Source organism: Polynucleobacter sp. SHI8, assembly GCF_027944005.1.
Taxonomy (GTDB): Bacteria; Pseudomonadota; Gammaproteobacteria; order Burkholderiales; family Burkholderiaceae; genus Polynucleobacter.
In genome coordinates, this window is the sequence record NZ_AP027204.1 from 619,311 (window position 1) to 638,344 (window position 19,034).

The window sequence follows — 19,034 nt, forward strand, 5'->3', positions numbered from 1 at the left end:
TTTTTTTAATCTTGATCTAAATTTAAATTCAGGTCAGTAACTGCTCCAAGACTTGCGGAGCTAGCTAGCTTGGCATACTTTGCTAAGATCCCACGGGTGTAACGTGGCTTTGGTTTGACCCATTTTGCTCTTCTTTTCGCAATTGCTTCCTCGGGAAGATTAAGTTGAATAAGGAGTTGATGGGCATCAATCGTAATCGAGTCACCTTCCTCTACTAAAGCAATGGTTCCTCCCATGTAAGCCTCAGGTGAGACATGACCAACCACCATACCCCAAGTACCACCAGAGAAGCGACCGTCGGTAATGAGCCCTACAGTTTCACCAAAACCTTGACCAACAAGTGCCGATGTTGGAGAGAGCATTTCTCTCATACCAGGACCACCTTTAGGACCTTCATAACGAATCACAACGATATCACCGTGAGTGATTTTATTCGCCATGATGGCAGCCATTGCATCATCCTCAGAGTCAAATACCCGTGCTGGACCAGTAATGCTGGGATTTTTTAGACCACTAATCTTAGCTACACAACCCTCTGGAGAAAGATTACCTTTCAAAATTGCGAGATGACCTTCCGCATAGATTGGATTGCTCAGAGGGCGAATAACGTGTTGATCACTGCGCGGAGTAGAAGGAACATCCTTTAATACTTCGGCAATGGTTTTGCCAGTAATGGTGATGCAATCACCATGTAATAAGCCGCCATCAAGAAGTATTTTCATGACCTGCGGAATACCACCTGCAAGATGTAAATCGGTCGCTAAATACTTACCTGACGGTTTCATGTCAACAAGAACCGGAACTTTACGACGAATTCTTTCAAAATCATCAATCGTCCACTCGACATCAGCAGCACTGGTGATGGCTAAAAAGTGGAGTACAGCATTGGTTGAACCACCTACAGCCATAATGACTGACACGGCATTTTCGATGGATTTTTTAGTAATAATATCGCGTGGACGAAGATTATTCTTTACGGCTTCGATTAAAACCCTTGCAGACTCTGCCGCACTCTGTCTTTTTTCCTCATCAATATTCGACATCGTAGAAGAATAAGGTAAGCTCATACCGAGAGCTTCAAAAGCTGAGCTCATGGTATTGGCGGTATACATACCACCACAAGAACCACTACTTGGGCAGGAGTTTTGTTCAATACCCTTTAAATCTTCTGCACTTAGACGACCAGAAGTAAATTCGCCAACGGCCTCAAACGCGGAAACAATATTGAGTTCACGGCCTTTGTAATGACCTGGTTTAATCGTTCCACCATAAACGTAAATACTTGGAACATTTGTTCTTGCCATCGCCATCATGCCGCCTGGCATGTTTTTATCGCAACCGCCAATCACAATGACACCATCTTGCCATAAGCCATTGACACAGGTTTCGATACTGTCGGCAATTACTTCTCTAGAAATTAAAGAATATTTCATGCCCTCGGTACCCATACCCATACCATCAGAAATAGTAGGAGTTCCAAATATTTGCGAATTTGCTCCGCCAGCTTCTAGCGCCTCCACAGCAGCATCAGCAAGCACTTGAAGACCACTATTACAAGGAGTAATGGTGGAGTGCCCATTGGCAACACCAATCATTGGCTTGCCAAAATCTTCTTCTTGGTAACCCATGGCGTAGTACATGGAGCGATTTGGAGCGCGTGCAACTCCTTCAGTAATATTTCGTGAACGACGGTTGATGGGGCTATTGTCTTTGGACATTAAAAATCTCCTGCGTAATTTATAAAAATACTGTAAACCTCTATTTTGCCGTGATTTCATAAAACTGTTGAAAAAATCGCCTAACAAATACAATAGAGGATCTATTTTGACATTCTAAAGAATTGGGTTCTAGTGAAAACTTTCGATGTGGTTGTGATTGGAGCTGGTGCTGCGGGTTTGTTTTGTGCGGGAACGGCTGGTCAGCTTGGAAAGTCGGTACTTCTGATTGATCATGCAGAGCATCTTGGTGAAAAAATTCGTATTAGTGGCGGTGGAAGATGCAATTTCACGAATTTGCATACTACTCACCAACATTTTTTATCATTAAACCCTCATTTTGTTAAAAGTGCTTTAGCGCGTTATTCCAGTAAAGACTTTATTGCGCTTGTTGAAAAATATGGAATTCCTTTTCATGAAAAGCACCAAGGGCAGTTGTTTTGCGATGAGTCTGCTAAAGATTTGATTGAGATGTTGCTCAGCGAGTGTCAAAAGGGTGAAGTACAAATTGAACACCCTATCAAAGTAGAGCAAGTAACATATAAAGACGGTCAATGGGAAGTACATACCAATCAAGATACTTTTAATACTAAAAATTTAGTCATTGCTACGGGGGGCTTGCCTGTTCCCGCAATTGGGGCAAGTGATTTTGCCATGCAAATTGCTAAACAATTTCAAATGAAAGTTATTGAACCAAGACCAGCCTTAGTGCCCTTGGCGTTTACGTCCCAAATTTTCTCAGCCATTGAAGATTTTGCAGGATTAAGTACCAAAGTGAGTATATCTGCAGGTCAGTCAAAAGAGAGATATGGCAAAGGCAGTTTTGTGGAAGATTTATTGATTACGCACAAGGGCTTATCTGGCCCTGCGGTATTACAAGCCAGTTCTTATTGGATAGAGGGTCAAGAGATACATGTTACTTGGACAGATCAAACCGCTTTAGAAGATTTGTTTGAGCAGGAGACCTCAAGAATGAAAACGCTTGATCAATTATTAATTGAGTTTTTACCGGCTAGATTAGCCAAAGAGTTTGCAAAACAATTAGGATTGCATAGCAAAAAATGGGTAGAAGTTTCTAAAAAATCTCGACAAAATGTCATTGATCTCATTTGTCATTGGCAGGTGAAACCAGCAGGAACTTTGGGTTGGAACAAGGCTGAGGTCATGCTTGGCGGAGTTGACACTAAAGAACTGGATAGCAAAACCTTGATGTCCAGAAAATATCCAGGGCTATTTTTTATTGGAGAGTGTGTTGACGTCACTGGACATTTGGGTGGGCATAATTTTCAATGGGCATGGTCAAGTGGATATGCCTGCGCTCACAGTCTTCTCTAGATGAGGGGAGAGGGCTTGTAATAACTCTTCTTGAGAGTTGACTACTTGAATTTTTTCAAAATGAGAAGTAGACATAAAACCATTTTGTACACACTGATGAAGAAAGCTCAATAAGCCATCGTAATATCCTGACCAATTGGCAAGAATAATAGGTTTAGTATGAAACCCAGTTTGTGCTGTTGCCCAAACATCGAATAATTCATCTAAAGTGCCTATACCGCCTGGAATAATGATGTAAGCATCAGAAAATTGATCCATGAGTTGTTTACGCTCACCCATCGTTTGTACGAAGTAGACCTTACTAAGATTTGCTACTAAAGCTTCTTGAACTTGTAGTTGATTTGGAATAATGCCAATCACTTGGCCATTTGCTTCGAGAGCACCTTGAGCAAGAATTCCCATGAGGCCCCCGCCACCCCCACCGAAGACAAGTGTCTGATTATTATTCGCAATTTGGGTGCCTAAGGCATAAGCCCACGTTGCAAAATTAGGGTCTATTCCAGGCCTTGAACCACAAAAAACACAAATATTTTTCATCATCATAAAAATGATAATACAAGTTGAATTTTAAGGTTCGGGATTGAAATCTCAAATGATGTGTTGAGTTGTTTACAATAAAGAAAAACATGGACAAAAAGGACCAAGCGTTTAAGTTATTTACTCAATGAATGATGATATAAAAACTATATGTTTAATTCTATTTTAGCCATCAGTCTTGGAGCGTCTTTAGGAGCCTTATTAAGGTGGTCATTGGGTCTAATATTAGATTCCATGTATGTAGCTATTTCTATCGGTACCATTGCGGCTAATCTCATTGGTGGATACCTCATTGGTATCGCAATTGCTTTTTTTGCTATGCATACTGAACTCTCACCGCAATGGCGATTGCTCGTCATCACTGGTTTTTTAGGTGGCTTGACCACTTTTTCTTCATTTTCAGCTGAAGTCACTAGAATGATTGGGGAGGGTCAGTTAGGCACTGCCCTAACAACCGTCATGATTCACGTTATAGGTTCATTAGTAATGACATTTTTGGGTATTTATACCTACCAACTTTTCAAATAAGAGGCAGACATGGCAATATATCAATTAGGTGATTTAGTTCCAAAGATTCATGAAGATGCATACATTTCCCCTGAAGCAACGATCATTGGAAACGTAACGATTGGAGCATTTTCTTCTGTATGGCCAGGAGTAGTCATTCGTGGCGATAACGACGCAATCACGATAGGAACGGGCACAAGTATTCAAGAAGGCACTGTGTTGCACATTGATGAAGGATGTCCTTTGAAGATTGGTAATAACGTCACGATCGGGCATCAAGTGATGCTGCATGGCTGCACCATTGAGGATGGAGCTTTGATTGGTATTCAAGCGGTTGTTCTGAATAATGCTGTAATTGGTAAAAATTGCCTAGTGGGTGCAGGCGCGGTTGTCACTGAAGGCAAAGAGTTTCCCGCAGGATCTTTGATCATTGGGGCTCCAGCTAAAGTTGCTAGAGAACTCAGCCCAGAAAATGTTGCCCGACTTGAGACTAGTGCGAAACACTACATTGAACGCGCAAGTTCATTTAAAAAGAATCTTAAAAAAATAGGTTAAGGAGAATTATATGATTTTAGAAATCGCAGATATCACCATCCAAGCTGGCAAAAACGCTGAGTTTGATATTGCTATCGAGAAGGGTGTTCGTGAAGTTATTTCAGGAGCAGAAGGATTTAGAAATTTCAAAATCCAAAAAGGGATAGAAAATCCACAGCGCTATTTACTCATGATTGAGTGGGAAACTTTAGATAATCATATGGTTGACTTTCGAAACTCCCCAGCTTATGCAAAATGGCGTGAGATTGTTGGTCCATTCTTTGCGGGTCCTCCAGTCGTCGAGCATTTCACATTACTGACTCAGTAATTACGGCGAGGAGCATTCTCTAAAGGATGCTCAGAAAGCTCAGGGTCAAGAGCGATGCGGTTGTCAAAAACAAAGCATCCACCCTCATAAAAATCTTGACCCACATCTTCAAAATATTTTAAGATGCCACCGTCGAGTTGCAGCGTATTATCAAGACCGATTTCTTGCATCAATAAATTGGCTTTTTCGCAACGAATCCCACCTGTACAAAAGCTAACAACGGTTTTATTTTTCAGCTGTTCTATTTCTTGCGCAAGTGCTTGCGGAAATTCACTAAATTTTTCTATATTTAAATGAATGGCATCCTTGAAGGTGCCGTATTCCACTTCAAAAGCATTACGCGTATCTAAAAGAACAATGGGTTTGCCAGCATCATCACAACCCTGAGATAGCCACTCCTTTAATTTTTTTGCACTGACACTTGGAGCTCTTTTTTTAAACGCTTGAATCGTTGGATGATTCATCCGTATGATTTCGTCTTTGACCTTGACGAGCATTTTTTTAAAAGGCTGGTACTCTGACCAGCTATCCTTTGTGACGATATTTGCTAATTCTGGAAATTGATTCAGCCACTTAAAAAATTCACGAATATGATTCTCTTTTCCAGCCAAAAACATATTGATTCCCTCTGGGGCAATCAATATAGTTCCTTTTAATTCTTTGATTAAACACTGCTCTAAGAGTTGTTCTCGAAGATTATCGAGATTTTCTAGCTCACAAAAGCGATAAGTTGAGATATTTAAAAACAAGATCTAACTCCTCACTAAAATTTCTCATTTGGACGAAGAAAGCGCCATTGCCCTAGAGGTAAGTTGCCAAGAGTGATTTGACCAATCCGAATTCTTTTTAAGCCAATGACATGCAAACCAACCATTTCACACATGCGACGGATTTGACGTTTTCGACCTTCGCGCAAAACAAAGCGCAATTGATTTTCATTTTGCCAACTGACTTTTGCTGGTTGGAGTGCCACACCATCTAATGAAAGGCCATGACAAAGCATGGCAAGACCCGTATGGTCGATAGATCCCTCTACGCGAACCAAATATTCTTTTTCAATATTGCTGTGTTCCCCAATAATTTGTTTGGCGATACGACCATCTTGAGTAAGGACTAATAAACCCGTGGAGTCAATATCCAATCGACCCGCTGGAGCTAATCCCCTAGTATTGACTTTCGCGTTCTTATTGGCATCTAGATGCGTTCTAAAAAAACGATCTGGGGTAATTAAAGCAACGGCCGGCTCATATTCTTTATCTTCATCTAAATGAGAGATAAAACCAACAGGTTTATTCAACAGAATCGTAATTCTTGCCGCTTGGGCTAGCTTGGCTTCTTTTTTAAGCTCAATTTTCTGATGAGCAAAAGCCCTTGAGCCGAGTTCGGTTATAACCTCACCATCAACAGTGACGAGCCCTTGTTCAATGTACAAATCTGCTTCTCTTCGAGAGCAGAGGCCTTGTTCAGAGAGTAATTTAGATATTCGTATTTTTTCCACCCCTCTATTATCAAGCAATCGACACAAGTTCGGCTTAAAATACGTTCTTCAGGCAAATCCCACTGGATTTACCTTCATCTAAATAGATTGTTTACTCTTCATGGCTTTATTCGTTATTAGTGATGCTCAGCTTGCATATGGGCATGTGGATTTACTCGCAAATACTTCATTTTCCTTAGAGGAGGGTGAAAGAGTTGGCTTGATTGGCAGAAATGGTGCAGGGAAGTCTTCCTTTTTAAAAATCATTGCTGAATTAGAAAAGCCAGACTCAGGACTTATTCAGAAGCAACAGGGGATTAAAATTGCGTATGTGGCTCAAGAACCGATCTTTCTTTCCACAGATAGTGTTTTTGATACCGTAGCAAAAGGTCTTGAAGAAATCAGAAATTGTCGAGCTGAATATGAAGAATTGAGCATGCAGGAGTGGACTGATGATGTGCAACATCGCATGGATCAGTTGTATGGACTAATTGATGCCAACCAAGGCTGGGCTTGGGAGCAAAAAATTGATGAAGTTTTACATCAATTACATTTAGATGGTTCACGCTTGATGTCTGAATTATCTGGTGGAAACAAAAAAAGAGTAGCGCTTGCACAGGCATTGGTCACGCAACCAGATGTATTGTTGCTTGATGAGCCAACTAACCATTTAGATATGGATTCTATTGAATGGTTGGAGCAGCTTCTCATTGACATGAATCGATCCTTAGTTTTTATTACCCATGACCGGGCATTTTTAGATCGAGTGGCGACGCGGATTATTGAGTTAGACCGAGGGATTATTCGCAGTTATCCTGGAAATTTTCAATCCTATTTAGGCTTAAAAGAGCGGCAGTTGATGGATGAATCTCTTGCAAACGCAAGAGCGGACAAGTTATTGGCTCAAGAAGAGGCTTGGATTCGTCAAGGAGTTGAAGCTAGAAGAACACGTAGCGTGAGTCGAATCGCTCGGTTAGAACACTTACGTGAACAGCGATCACAAAGAAGAGAACTCGTTGGACAGGTAAAGTTAGATATTAATTCCGGACAAAAAACTGGAAAAATCGTTGCCGCATTAGAAAATGTTTCCTTAGCCTTTGGTGATAAACAGATTGTGAAAGACTTTACAGGGACCATTTTGCGCGGCGATAAAGTAGGTCTATTGGGACCGAATGGCGCTGGTAAATCGACACTATTAAAAATTATTCTTGGAGAATTACAGCCAAATCAAGGAGAAGTGAAGCAGGGCAGCATGATTGAAATTGCTTATTTTGATCAGCTCAGAGAATCTTTAGATTTAGAAGCTACGCTAGAGGACTTCATTAGCCCCGGAAGTGAGTGGGTTGAAATCGGTGGGCAGCGTAAGCATGTTAAAAGTTATCTCAATGATTTTTTGTTTTCACCACAGCGTGCTAGATCACCGATCAAAACATTATCAGGTGGAGAGCGTAATCGCTTATTGTTGGCGCGCCTCTTTGCAAAGCCCGCCAATGTATTAGTCTTAGATGAGCCAACCAATGACTTAGATATTGATACCTTAGATTTGTTGGAAGAGTTTTTACAGGACTACAAAGGAACTGTGTTTCTAGTGAGTCATGATCGTCAATTTTTAGATAACGTAGTGACCAGTATGATTGCCTTTGAAGGCGATGGAAAGTGGCGAGAATATGAAGGCGGCTATGAAGATTGGAAGATTCAGAACCAACGTCGTTTAGATTTACAAAAATCCATACCCGCTGAAGAGAATAAAACAGCCAAGCTTGCAAAGCCAAAGGAAGAGCCAACTCCTCAAAAGAAGTCGAACAATAAATATCAAAAAGTTGAATTAGATAAAATTACTTCAGAAATCGAGATACTAGAGCAAGAGCAGACGGGTATTACCGAACAGCTGAGTAATGCCAAAATTTATATCGATCAAGCTGAGTTAGCGAAAGAACTTCAGGAACGGGCTTTAACAATTCAAAAACGATTAGATCATCTCATGTCAAAATGGGAAGAATTGATGGCGAATTAAAAAGTAAAAAGGAGAACAAGATGGACTTGGGATTAAATAACAAAGTAGCACTTGTATTGGCATCGAGCAAAGGGCTTGGAAAAGCAATTGCCGTATCTCTTGCAAAAGAAGGTGCTAAGGTAGTTTTAACAGGTAGAAGTGTTGAGTTATTGGAAGAGACTGCCAAACAGATTAAAGACAATGGTGGGTTTGCTTATGTATTGCCATGGGATTTACATCAGCTTGACCAGATTGATGCAAAAATTACCCAAATTGAGAATGAAGTTGGACCAGTCGATGTTTTGATTAATAACTCAGGTGGTCCACCAATGAGTCAAGCGTTTAATCAATCGATTGAATCTTGGCAGACCAACTTCAATCACATGGTTTTAATGATTATGAAAGTAACTGATCGCGTTTTACCCGGTATGCGCGCGCGTCAATGGGGACGCATTATTACAACAACGAGTTCAGGGACCATTGCACCCATTGCCAATTTAGCCATTTCGAATACCTTACGTTTGGCATTAAATGGATGGACAAAAACGTTATCGAATGAAGTTGCCGGTGAAGGTGTCACAGTAAACATTATTCTGCCAGGTAGAATCTTGACAGAGCGTATTTTGTATCTTGATCAGCAACGATCGAATAATGAAGGTAAGCCTTTAGAAGACATTACCAAGCGTAGCGTGAGTTCAATACCAATGAAGCGCTATGGAACACCTGAAGAATATGCTGATGCAGCAACTTTTTTAGCTAGTGAGAAAGCATCTTATATTACCGGTACCACGTTGCGGGTAGATGGTGGAAGTTTTGCTGGAATATAAAAAAAAATTTGCAATAGCCAGTGAACTTATCTGGCTATTGATTGCATTAGTGATATCAGTCACAGCTATCACGAGCGTTACATTTTTGTCAGACAGGTTACAACAATCATTTTCCCAAAAAGCGCGTGAGATGATTGCTGCAGATACGATTGTAAGAGGTGATCAAACCCTAGACCAAGCTTTTGAAAGTAAAGCGAATGCATTGGGACTACGAGTGGCAAAAACTACTATTTTTTCTACCATGATGCAAGTAGGAAAAGAGAGTAAGTTGGTTTCCTTAAAAGCCGTTTCATCAAGCTATCCGTTGCGTGGGAACTTGACATTAGAAAATAGAAGCGCACCTCTATTACCTGGTCAGGTGTGGTTGGATCCTCAGCTGGCGTCCATCTATCAATTAAAGATGGGTGATGTCATCACCCTAGGTGAAAAGCAGTTTGTTGTTAGTAATTTGATTATTCGTGAACCAGATCGTGGCGCCGGTTTTATGAATTTTGCACCCCGCGCCATGATTCATGAAGCTGACCTATCCCAAACACGATTACTTGGACTAGGCAGTCGTGCAAGTTATCGACTGTTAATCGCTGGTACAGAAAATCAATCGCTCACGCAAAGTGAAGAGTCGATACAAGCTTTTACCACATGGTCAAAATCCTGGATAGAAGAACATAAGATTCGAGGCGTCAATCTTGAAAATCTGGAAAGCGGTCAGCCTTTACTTCGTAAAACAATTGACCAGGCTAATCGTTTTTTATCATTAGTTGCGTTATTGACTGGGATGATTGCCGCAGTAGGTATTGCTTTAGCAAGTCGTCGATATGCCAAAAAGCAGGTGATTTCTACCGTAGTCAAAAAATGTTTTGGCGCTTCAGGATTTCAAATCATTAAGACACACTTGTATTTATTCTTTTTATTAATGTTGTTGGGTGGAACTTTGGGAGTGGCTTTCGGCTATGGATTACAAGAAGTTTTGATCCAAATTATGCAAAATTTGTTAGACAAAGATTTACCAAGTCCGACCCTTTGGCCCTTGATCTGGGGACTTCTTGTAGCTTGTGTTTTGTTACTTGGATTTGCACTTCCCCCATTATTAGCGCTTACCCAAGTTTCGCCTAACATCGTTTTAAGAAAAGAGAGCACCCAAATTAGGTTTAATTACCTTTTGACAGTAGGTTTAGGCATCAGCAGTTATTTTTTCTTATTATTATGGATCGCCAATAACTTGCGCTTGAGCTTGATGGTTCTTGGAGGATTTGTTGGAGCCTGCGTTATTTTTGCCGGAAGTGCTTACTTACTTGCTAAGTGGATTGGCAAGCTTTTAAGTAATCGGCATGTTTCTTTACCGGGTATTCGATTTGCAGGACAGCGCATAGCAGGTGACCCGTCTTGGATTAGCTTCCAAATTACGGCGCTAGGTATTGCTATGCTTGCCATTTTATTGCTCATTGTTATTCGATTTAATGTATTGGATGCTTGGCAAACCAGTGTTCCACCTGGTGCAAATAATCGCTTTATATTAAATGTTTTACCTGATCAAAAAGAAGCAGTAGAGAATATCTTATCGCTGCAACTGCGGAGTAAAGATTTTGATTCTTACCCGATGATTCGGGGTAGATTAATGGCGATTAATGATCGAGAGATTCGGAGTGCAGATTTTTCAGATCAAAATACCCAGCGATTAGTAGAGCGGGAATTTAACCTTTCCTATGCAGATAAAATCCCAGTAAAAAATCGTATCATCTCAGGTCGTTGGTTTGAAAGCGCTGATACCCAGCAAGTGTCTATGGAAGCAGGGATGATGAAGTCTTTACGTTTAAAGCTTGGAGATCTTCTAAGCTTTGAAGTAGCAGGTCAAACCTATCAAGTCAAGATTACTTCAGTACGCAAACTGGACTGGAATTCGATGCGAGTTAATTTCTTTGCAATGATGCCTCCTGATTTATTGAAAGAAGCTCCGCAGAGTTGGATTATGGCTTTTCGACAGGAGTCTGATCAAAGAGTAGATATGGATATTATTTATCGATTTCCCAATATCACCTCTGTCAATATTGAAGAGTCGATTGCTCAAGCGCAGGATATTTTGAAACAATTGATTTTTGCAATTCAAGTTCTATTTTTATTTACCCTATTAGCTGGTTTTGTAGTGTTAATGATTGCTCTCTTATCCGTTCAAGAACAGCGAATGAATGAGGTAGCTATTTTAAAAACATTGGGTGCAAGTCAAGAATATCTCTCTCGAGTATGGCTGTTAGAGTTATTCATTTGCGGAGGTATTGCTGGTATTTTGAGTGGTTTTTTTGCTAGCTTTGCTGGATGGTACTTATCCAACTATATATTGGAGATTGAGATGGCATTCCCCAAATGGCTGATATGGTTTGGCATTCTCTTAGGGGTTGCAATTAACAGTATGGCAAGTATTTGGTTAAGGGTAAAGACACTTCAGACTTCACCTAATATGATTCTTAAAACTTAATCCATCTTCGGTATTTTAGGAACCAAAATAAGTTTAGTTTTGGCTAGCCTATCGGCTAAAGATTGAGCTCCATGAGGGCTTGATCGATCAAATAGACAAGTAAGTGGCCAGAAAAATAGAACCATACAAAACATTAACTCAATCGTTGGCCAATTCCCCAGTGGCATCAAAAATACATGTTTAAAAAGAATATAAATAATCACCGTTGGAAATAGCCATAGGCTTGAAATTGCATAGCGAATCAGGGCTTGGTTTCTTTTCAGAAGCTGTTCATTTTCATCGACCATTTTTACATGCCAAGTTTGCATGGCCAATGTTTGGCCAGTATGAGTCCAGTACCAAGTGAAATAAATCCCGAACAAAATATATACATGTCCAAATGCAAGCCAACTAGGTAATTGGACTTGAAAGATGACACCGAGTATTAGGGACGGTACTAAATAACCTAATGCCCAAACACCCACGAGTATGAGCATTTCATAAAGAGTGACGCAAATCCGTAGACGAATACTTGGGGCAGGTGTGATCAAGTGCAAAATATAATTAATGATTATTTGAGTGTCGGCGAATTAACTAAAGAAGGTTTTTTCGATTTATTCTTCTCTGCAGCTTCATCAGCCAATTGCTTTTTTTCCTCAGGAGTTAATTGTTGGTAAGCTTCCCATGCTTCAGATTTTTTATCATTTGGAATATCGAGACTTTTAATGAAATTAGCTCTAGCTACCCTGCGATCATTGGTGGACAGTTTTGCCCAATCAGACATTCTTGATTTCAAGCGCTCGCGATCTGCTTCTGGTAGTTTTTCGTAGCGATTGGCTAATTGAACCCACTTTGAGCGTTGTTCGGCAGAAAGAGTGCCCCAATCTTCCTGAAGAGTCGCTAATGTTTCCTTTTGGGAGCTTGTTAAGCTTGACCAGGACGTATTGTTTGGAATGACCCCTTGGGCGAAGCTATATGATACCCCTGTAAAAAACAAAGTCAAAACAGCGCACGCTAGAAAAAACCGTCGACCGATCATATGTAACTTTTCGCCTTCATTAAATTGGCTTACTGATTAGTACTGATATCTGGAGCACGATTCTCAATATTTGCAGGGGTATTTTCTTTGGGAGCTGATGAGGACTCTTCTATCTTTACTAAATCTGTTTCAGGTTTTGTTTCTGAAGGACTCATCATCTTTTTCAAAAATAATCTAAAACCATCATCAGCATAAGCATCTGGAGGGACAGAATCCGTCAAAATAGCAGTATCAACATCTGCGATGTTATCGATTCGAGCGTTTTGTTGCCATTGAGCAATTCCAAAAACCAATAATAGAACGACCAAAATAGGGCTTAATGGTCCCAACTTTGGCAAGAAGCTAGATTTTGATGAACTCTTTGATGAACGGATAGGTGAAGCTGATGATGTCCCATGTTTTTGCTGAGATAAGGCAATTTCTCTTGATTTTTCAAGACGTTGAAGCACCTTGGGTGATAGGTGCGCTAGTTCTTTGTCGAGTGACCGAGCAATAGTTTTACCAATTTGATCAACATAAAGATCATCACTAGTCAACGGATTGACTACTTGAGAGTTGATAAGAGTAATATTCGTTTGCGATGCGTTCATAATTTCAATTTTAAAAGGTAATTCCAAGTTTTTTCAAGGCTGCTGCAAGAGTTTGGGTAGCTCTTGAACAGTGTGTTTTTACGCTTCCTTCGCTACATCCCATAGCTACAGCAGTCTCAGAAATATCTAACTCCTCCCAATAACGCATGAGGAAGGCTTCTCGTTGACGTCTAGGTAACTTTTCTATCTCTTTTTCCAAAATTGTTGATAATTCCATTCTTTCTATCTGTAATGAAGATTCTTTGCCAAAGCTAGAATCTTCAGAATTTTCAAAAAAGTCTTGTGGATCAATATCTTCCCCATCATCATTTTTACCAAATTTTGAGAAGAGGGTGACCCATGTATTGCGGACTTTTTGACGCCTAAACCAATCTTTCGTGCAGTTTTGCACAATTCTTGTGAAAAGTAATGGCAATTCTTCGATATTTTTGTGACCATAACTTTGGGCGAGTTTAATCATGGAGTCTTGAACAATGTCCAAAGCAGCATCTTCATCTCTTACAGAATAGAGTACTTGCTTAAACGCGCGTTTTTCACTTGCTTTAAGAAAGTCAGATAGTTCTTTTTCAGATGCCATAGACTGAATTTTAGACTTCAATTGAAAAGTTTTGTGGAAAAAAACCCTAAAAATGTAATACAATCACAAGTTCGCTTATACAAAACCCTTCAAAAGATGGATTGAGATCAATATAAGCAAAGGGCTCAAAGTTTAGTCAAAAGCAAAACCAAGAGCAGACCAACCAATTTTTTGCCGAAAATTGCAAAGGACTATAGAAAGAATATGAATACAGTTAAAGAAGCAACACCCCTTGATTCGATGAATCAAAAATCCCCAAATCTCCCTGAAGTAATTGGCGCAGAAATCCTAGTTCGTGCATTAGCCGAAGAGGGCGTTGAGTATGTGTGGGGATATCCAGGTGGGTCAGTCTTGTATATTTATGACGAGATCCACAAGCAAGATAAATTTGAACATATATTAGTTCGACATGAACAAGGTGCAGTGCATGCCGCGGACGGATATGCAAGAGCATCAGGTAATGTTGGCGTCGCTTTAGTTACCTCAGGACCAGGCGTAACTAATGCTGTTACAGGTATCGCAACGGCATATATGGATTCGATACCGCTAGTAGTCATTACCGGTAATGTTCCATCCAATATGATCGGCGAAGATGCATTCCAAGAGTGTGATACCGTAGGTATTACCCGGCCAATCGTGAAGCACAATTTTTTAGTCAAAGATGTGCGTGATTTAGCGGTAACTATTAAAAAAGCATTTCATATTGCACAGACCGGTCGTCCAGGTCCTGTTGTGATTGATATTCCGAAGGATATTTCTTTCCATAAAACTACTTATGAATATCCTACATCTGTAGATATGCGCTCTTACAGTCCAGTATTAAAAGGACATTCAGGTCAAATTCGTAAAGCAGTAAGTTTGTTACGTGAAGCTGAAAGACCATACATCTATACAGGCGGTGGTGTTATTTTGGCAAATGCTTCTGCTGAATTAAAGGAATTTGCTGAGTTGCTGGGTTATCCGGTCACCAATACATTAATGGGTCTTGGTGGATTTCCAGGGACGCACCCTAATTTCCTAGGTATGCCTGGTATGCATGGTACCTATGAAGCGAATATGACTATGCAACATTCAGATGTCGTGATTGCCATTGGTGCACGTTTTGACGATCGCGTGATTGGTAATCCTGCGCACTTTATGAGCTTGCCAAGAAAAGTTATTCATATTGATATAGACCCATCTGTGATTTCGAAAAGAGTTCGTGCAGATGTGCCTATTGTTGGTAATTTAAAAGATGTTTTACAAGAGATGATTGCTCAGTTGCGAGCTGCAGGCCCGTTAAAAAATAAATTAGCGGTAGATGCTTGGTGGAATCAGATTAATGAATGGCGTAAAACAGATTGCTTAAAGTATGACCGTGAATCTCAGATTGTGAAGCCACAATATGTTGTTGAGACATTATCTGAATTAACGCATGGCGATGCTTTTATTTGTTCTGACGTTGGGCAGCATCAAATGTGGGCGGCACAATTTTATAAATTTAACAAGCCGCGTCGTTGGATTAATTCAGGTGGTCTTGGCACAATGGGTGTTGGTTTGCCATATGCCATGGGAATTAAAAAAGCGTTTCCGGATGAAACTGTTTGTACGATTACAGGTGAAGGTTCGATACAAATGTGTATTCAAGAGCTTTCTACTTGTTTGCAATACGACACGCCAATTAAAATTATTTCACTTAATAATCGCTATTTAGGTATGGTTCGTCAGTGGCAAGAGCTCAGTTACAGCAAACGCTATTCACACTCTTATATGGATTCTTTACCTGATTTTGTGAAATTAGCTGAAGCATATGGTCACGTGGGCATGCGTATTGAGAAAAAATCAGACGTTGAGGGCGCATTGCGCGAAGCTTTAGCACTCAAAAATCGAACAGTCTTTATGGATTTCCAAACAGACCCATCTGAGAACGTTTGGCCAATGGTTCAAGCAGGAAAAGGAATTACTGAGATGATTTTAGGTTCGGAGAATGCCGAATGAGACATATTATTTCTGTACTTCTAGAAAATGAGCCCGGCGCGTTATCACGCGTTGTTGGTTTGTTTTCTGCGCGTGGTTATAACATTGAAAGTTTGACGGTAGCACCGACGGAAGATTCATCTCTCTCACGTATGACGATTGTGACTGCAGGTTCAGATGAAGTGATTGAACAGATTACAAAGCATTTGAATCGTTTGGTTGAAGTTGTTAAAGTCTACGATTTAAGCGAAGGTGCGCATACTGAACGCGAACTCATGTTGATTAAGGTTCGTGCCGTAGGTAAAGAGCGTGAAGAAATGAAGCGAACTACGGATATTTTCCGTGGACGGGTCATTGATGTCACGGATAAGAGTTATACGATTGAATTAACAGGTGATTCTGCAAAGTTAGATGCATTTATTGAATCAATTGATAAATCTGCCATTTTGGAAACTGTCAGAACTGGCGCCTCTGGAATTGGCCGTGGTGAAAGAATTTTACGGGTGTAGTACTTGTAATGAGTTGTTGCAGTACATGATTAAAACAATATTTAAATAGGAATAAAAATGAAAGTTTTTTACGATAAAGATGCGGACTTATCCTTAGTAAAAGGTAAACAAGTAACAATTATTGGTTATGGCTCACAGGGTCATGCTCACTCATTAAATTTGCATGATTCAGGCGTGAAAGTCACTGTTGGCTTACGTAAAAATGGTGCATCATGGAACAAAGCTGTGAATGCTGGTTTACAAGTAAAAGAAGTTGCTGAAGCAGTTAAAGGCGCTGATATTGTGATGATGCTTTTACCTGATGAGCAAATTGCTGAAGTATATAAAAACGAAGTTGCGCCAAATATCAAAGCTGGAGCAGCTTTAGCATTTGCGCACGGATTTAATGTGCATTATGGTCAAGTGATTCCACGTGATGATGTGGATGTCATCATGATTGCACCAAAAGCCCCAGGCCACACTGTAAGAAGTACATACGCACAAGGTGGTGGTGTACCTCATCTCGTAGCTGTTTACCAAGACAAGTCAGGCGCTGCACGTGACATCGCTCTTTCATATGCAACAGCAAACGGTGGTGGTCGTGCCGGCATTATCGAAACTAATTTCCGTGAAGAAACTGAAACTGATTTATTCGGCGAACAAGCAGTTTTATGTGGCGGAGCAGTTGAATTAATTAAAGCTGGTTTTGAGACTTTAGTTGAAGCAGGTTACGCTCCTGAGATGGCTTATTTTGAATGCTTGCATGAACTTAAATTAATCGTTGATTTAATTTATGAAGGCGGTATCGCCAATATGAATTATTCTATCTCTAACAATGCAGAATATGGCGAGTATGTTACTGGCCCAAGAGTTGTTACTGAACAGACTAAACAAGTGATGCGCGATGTTCTCAAAGACATTCAAACTGGTGAATATGCAAAGAGTTTTATTTTAGAAAATCGTGCAGGTGCACCAACATTGATTTCTCGCAGACGGTTAAATGCAGAGCATCAAATTGAGCAAGTCGGTGGTAAGTTACGTTCAATGATGCCTTGGATTGCAAAAAACAAATTAGTTGATCAAAGCAAGAACTAATTAATGTCAGTCTATAAGCACCCCATTATTGCTCGAGAAGGATGGCCATATCTGATTGGATTAGGGATATTGGCTATCATTTTTACGAAATTCATTGGGGTGTATTACGCCCTGCCGATTTGGATTTTATTTATATTTGTTTTGCAGTTTTTTCGCGATCCACCCAGATTGGTTCCTATCGCCGCTAATGCAATTTTGGCTCCAGCTGATGGCAGGATTGTTGCGGTTGAAAAGACCTTTGATCCATATGCAAAAAGAGACGCTTTAAAAATTAGTATTTTTATGAACGTGTTTAACGTTCACTCCAATCGTATTGCAGTGAATGGGCGTATCAAATCAATTGAGTATTTTCCGGGTAAGTTTTTCAATGCAGACTTAGATAAAGCCTCTGTTGAAAACGAAAGAAATGCTGTTGTGATTGATGCAAATGGTCACGATATTACGCTAGTTCAAGTGGCTGGCTTAATTGCGCGACGTATATTGTGTTACGCGCAGGTTGGCGACGCTGTGAAGAAGGGCGAGCGTTATGGCTTTATTCGATTTGGATCAAGAGTAGACGTGTATATGCCCCTAGATGTTGAGCCTTTAGTTTCTGTTGGGGACACCGTATATGCCACCACAACGTTGTTAGCTATTTTGAGTCATTTGGATTCATGAAGCCTAGAGTAAGACCAAAACGTCCTAGAATTTTTAGTCGAACGAAAGTTCATCGACGACGTAATGTGTTTCAAGATGATTTGCTTGAAGATGATCATGAAGAGCTAGTAGAGCGTCCCCGCAATAAAGCCATCTATTTATTACCAAATGCCTTTACAACAGGAGCATTATTCTTCGGATTTTTTGCGATTGTTCAAGCGATGAATCAGCATTGGGAAGTCGCTTCGATGGCGATATTTTGTTCCCTGATTTTAGATGGTATGGATGGACGCGTTGCGCGTATGACACGCACGCAAAGTGCATTTGGTGAACAATATGACTCCCTCGCTGATATGGTTTCCTTTGGTGTTGCACCGGCCTTGGTTGCTTATGAGTGGGCTCTTAAAGGCTTAGGTAAATGGGGTTGGGTTGCTGCGTTTATTTATTGCGCAGGGGCTGCACTTCGTTTAGCGAGATTTAATATCAGTACGGGCGTCATTGATAAACGTTTTTTTCAGGGATTGCCAAGCCCGGCCGCAGCCTCTATTGTGGCGGGATTTGTATGGTTAGCCGAGGATAATCATTTACCAGTGAGTGATGCTGCGATACCCTGGACGATGTTTTGTATAACGGTCTATGCGGGTATAACGATGGTTTCTAATGCTAAGTTTTATAGTGGTAAGGCTTTAGACATTCGCTACAAGGTGTCCTTTGGTGTGATGGTTTTTGTCATATTGGGATTAGTATTAATGTCCACCTATCCACCACTGACTATTTTTTGCTTTTTTCTGGTTTATGCCTTATCAGGATACGTTTTGTGGGTATGGGAGTATTTCAAGACGATTAATCACAATAAAACGAGTCCTAAATAAGAAAAATGACACAAAAGTCATTTCGGTGTATAGTAAATCTATGAATTTCATCTTTCAATCTTTATTATTGTTAAACCTA

The 19,034-nt window shown here is 40.3% G+C and carries 20 protein-coding genes; 12 read left to right on the forward strand and 8 right to left on the reverse strand.

Features of this window, described 5'->3' with window-relative positions; genetic code table 11:
• Positions 1-5: 5 nt before the first annotated feature.
• Positions 6-1,718, reverse strand: a complete 1,713-nt coding sequence (ilvD, locus tag QMN06_RS03175) for a dihydroxy-acid dehydratase (RefSeq protein WP_281971080.1) — start codon at positions 1,716-1,718, stop codon at positions 6-8.
• 132 nt (positions 1,719-1,850) lie between these two features.
• On the opposite strand from ilvD, the gene QMN06_RS03180 reads away from it, so the two are divergent.
• Complete coding sequence (locus QMN06_RS03180) at positions 1,851-3,050, forward strand: NAD(P)/FAD-dependent oxidoreductase (protein WP_281971081.1); 1,200 nt, start codon at positions 1,851-1,853, stop codon at positions 3,048-3,050.
• On the opposite strand, the gene QMN06_RS03185 is transcribed toward QMN06_RS03180, so the two are convergent.
• On the reverse strand, positions 3,015-3,593 hold the full coding sequence (locus QMN06_RS03185; RefSeq protein WP_281971082.1) for a TIGR00730 family Rossman fold protein: 579 nt from the start codon (positions 3,591-3,593) through the stop codon (positions 3,015-3,017). The genes QMN06_RS03180 and QMN06_RS03185 overlap by 36 nt on opposite strands.
• A gap of 144 nt (positions 3,594-3,737) precedes the next feature.
• Here QMN06_RS03185 and crcB point away from each other — a divergent pair, with 144 nt between their 5' ends.
• Genes crcB through QMN06_RS03200 form a run of 3 tightly spaced genes read left to right on the forward strand, consistent with a single transcriptional unit; the run spans position 3,738 to position 4,956 of the window.
• Complete coding sequence (crcB, locus tag QMN06_RS03190) at positions 3,738-4,115, forward strand: fluoride efflux transporter CrcB (protein ID WP_281971083.1); 378 nt, start codon at positions 3,738-3,740, stop codon at positions 4,113-4,115.
• 9 nt (positions 4,116-4,124) lie between these two features.
• Entirely contained in the window at positions 4,125-4,649 is a 525-nt protein-coding gene (locus QMN06_RS03195) for a gamma carbonic anhydrase family protein (protein ID WP_281971084.1), read from the forward strand.
• Positions 4,650-4,659: 10 nt separating this feature from the next.
• Positions 4,660-4,956, forward strand: a complete 297-nt coding sequence (locus tag QMN06_RS03200) for an antibiotic biosynthesis monooxygenase (protein ID WP_281971085.1) — start codon at positions 4,660-4,662, stop codon at positions 4,954-4,956.
• On the opposite strand, the gene QMN06_RS03205 is transcribed toward QMN06_RS03200, so the two are convergent.
• Together QMN06_RS03205 and QMN06_RS03210 are read right to left on the reverse strand one after the other, a co-directional pair.
• Positions 4,950-5,705: a sulfurtransferase gene (locus tag QMN06_RS03205; protein ID WP_281971086.1), complete on the reverse strand. Its 756-nt coding sequence runs from the start codon at positions 5,703-5,705 to the stop codon at positions 4,950-4,952. The genes QMN06_RS03200 and QMN06_RS03205 overlap by 7 nt on opposite strands.
• 14 nt (positions 5,706-5,719) lie before the next feature.
• Positions 5,720-6,454, reverse strand: coding sequence for a pseudouridine synthase (locus tag QMN06_RS03210; RefSeq protein WP_281971087.1), 735 nt, complete (start codon positions 6,452-6,454; stop codon positions 5,720-5,722).
• Positions 6,455-6,554: 100 nt separating this feature from the next.
• Between QMN06_RS03210 and QMN06_RS03215 the strand changes: the two genes are divergently transcribed.
• From QMN06_RS03215 to QMN06_RS03225, 3 genes are read left to right on the forward strand one after another with little or no spacing between them, the layout of a single operon-like run.
• Positions 6,555-8,447, forward strand: coding sequence for an ATP-binding cassette domain-containing protein (locus QMN06_RS03215; RefSeq protein ID WP_281971088.1), 1,893 nt, complete (start codon positions 6,555-6,557; stop codon positions 8,445-8,447).
• 20 nt (positions 8,448-8,467) lie between these two features.
• Positions 8,468-9,253: an SDR family oxidoreductase gene (locus QMN06_RS03220; protein ID WP_281971089.1), complete on the forward strand. Its 786-nt coding sequence runs from the start codon at positions 8,468-8,470 to the stop codon at positions 9,251-9,253.
• Positions 9,240-11,723, forward strand: a complete 2,484-nt coding sequence (locus QMN06_RS03225) for an FtsX-like permease family protein (RefSeq protein ID WP_281971090.1) — start codon at positions 9,240-9,242, stop codon at positions 11,721-11,723. The genes QMN06_RS03220 and QMN06_RS03225 overlap by 14 nt, the downstream gene beginning before the upstream one ends.
• Here QMN06_RS03225 and QMN06_RS03230 read toward each other — a convergent pair.
• From QMN06_RS03230 to QMN06_RS03245, 4 genes are read right to left on the reverse strand one after another with little or no spacing between them, the layout of a single operon-like run.
• Entirely contained in the window at positions 11,720-12,253 is a 534-nt protein-coding gene (locus QMN06_RS03230) for an RDD family protein (protein WP_281971091.1), read from the reverse strand. The genes QMN06_RS03225 and QMN06_RS03230 overlap by 4 nt on opposite strands.
• Before the next feature lie 20 nt (positions 12,254-12,273).
• The gene (locus QMN06_RS03235; RefSeq protein WP_281971092.1) at positions 12,274-12,741 is read right to left on the reverse strand and encodes a DUF3106 domain-containing protein; all 468 of its coding nucleotides are present in this window, start codon (positions 12,739-12,741) and stop codon (positions 12,274-12,276) included.
• 29 nt (positions 12,742-12,770) lie between these two features.
• The gene (locus QMN06_RS03240) at positions 12,771-13,331 is read right to left on the reverse strand and encodes a DUF3619 family protein (RefSeq protein WP_281971094.1); all 561 of its coding nucleotides are present in this window, start codon (positions 13,329-13,331) and stop codon (positions 12,771-12,773) included.
• Positions 13,332-13,341: 10 nt separating this feature from the next.
• Complete coding sequence (locus QMN06_RS03245) at positions 13,342-13,908, reverse strand: RNA polymerase sigma factor (protein WP_281971095.1); 567 nt, start codon at positions 13,906-13,908, stop codon at positions 13,342-13,344.
• A gap of 240 nt (positions 13,909-14,148) precedes the next feature.
• Here QMN06_RS03245 and QMN06_RS03250 point away from each other — a divergent pair, with 240 nt between their 5' ends.
• The 5 genes from QMN06_RS03250 to pssA are packed head-to-tail and all read left to right on the forward strand — an operon-like array spanning position 14,149 to position 18,955.
• A complete protein-coding gene (locus tag QMN06_RS03250; RefSeq protein WP_281971712.1) occupies positions 14,149-15,885 on the forward strand; it encodes an acetolactate synthase 3 catalytic subunit in 1,737 nt (578 codons plus the stop codon).
• A complete protein-coding gene (gene ilvN / locus QMN06_RS03255; RefSeq protein WP_281971096.1) occupies positions 15,882-16,373 on the forward strand; it encodes an acetolactate synthase small subunit in 492 nt (163 codons plus the stop codon). Before QMN06_RS03250 ends, ilvN begins: the two co-directional genes overlap by 4 nt.
• Positions 16,374-16,430: 57 nt before the next feature.
• Positions 16,431-17,447 carry a ketol-acid reductoisomerase gene (gene ilvC, locus QMN06_RS03260; protein ID WP_281971097.1) on the forward strand — a complete coding sequence of 339 codons (1,017 nt, stop codon included), beginning with the start codon at positions 16,431-16,433 and terminating at the stop codon, positions 17,445-17,447.
• Positions 17,448-17,450: 3 nt separating this feature from the next.
• On the forward strand, positions 17,451-18,104 hold the full coding sequence (locus QMN06_RS03265) for a phosphatidylserine decarboxylase (RefSeq protein WP_281971098.1): 654 nt from the start codon (positions 17,451-17,453) through the stop codon (positions 18,102-18,104).
• Complete coding sequence (gene pssA, locus QMN06_RS03270) at positions 18,101-18,955, forward strand: CDP-diacylglycerol--serine O-phosphatidyltransferase (RefSeq protein ID WP_281971099.1); 855 nt, start codon at positions 18,101-18,103, stop codon at positions 18,953-18,955. Before QMN06_RS03265 ends, pssA begins: the two co-directional genes overlap by 4 nt.
• The last annotated feature ends 79 nt before the right edge of the window (positions 18,956-19,034 follow it).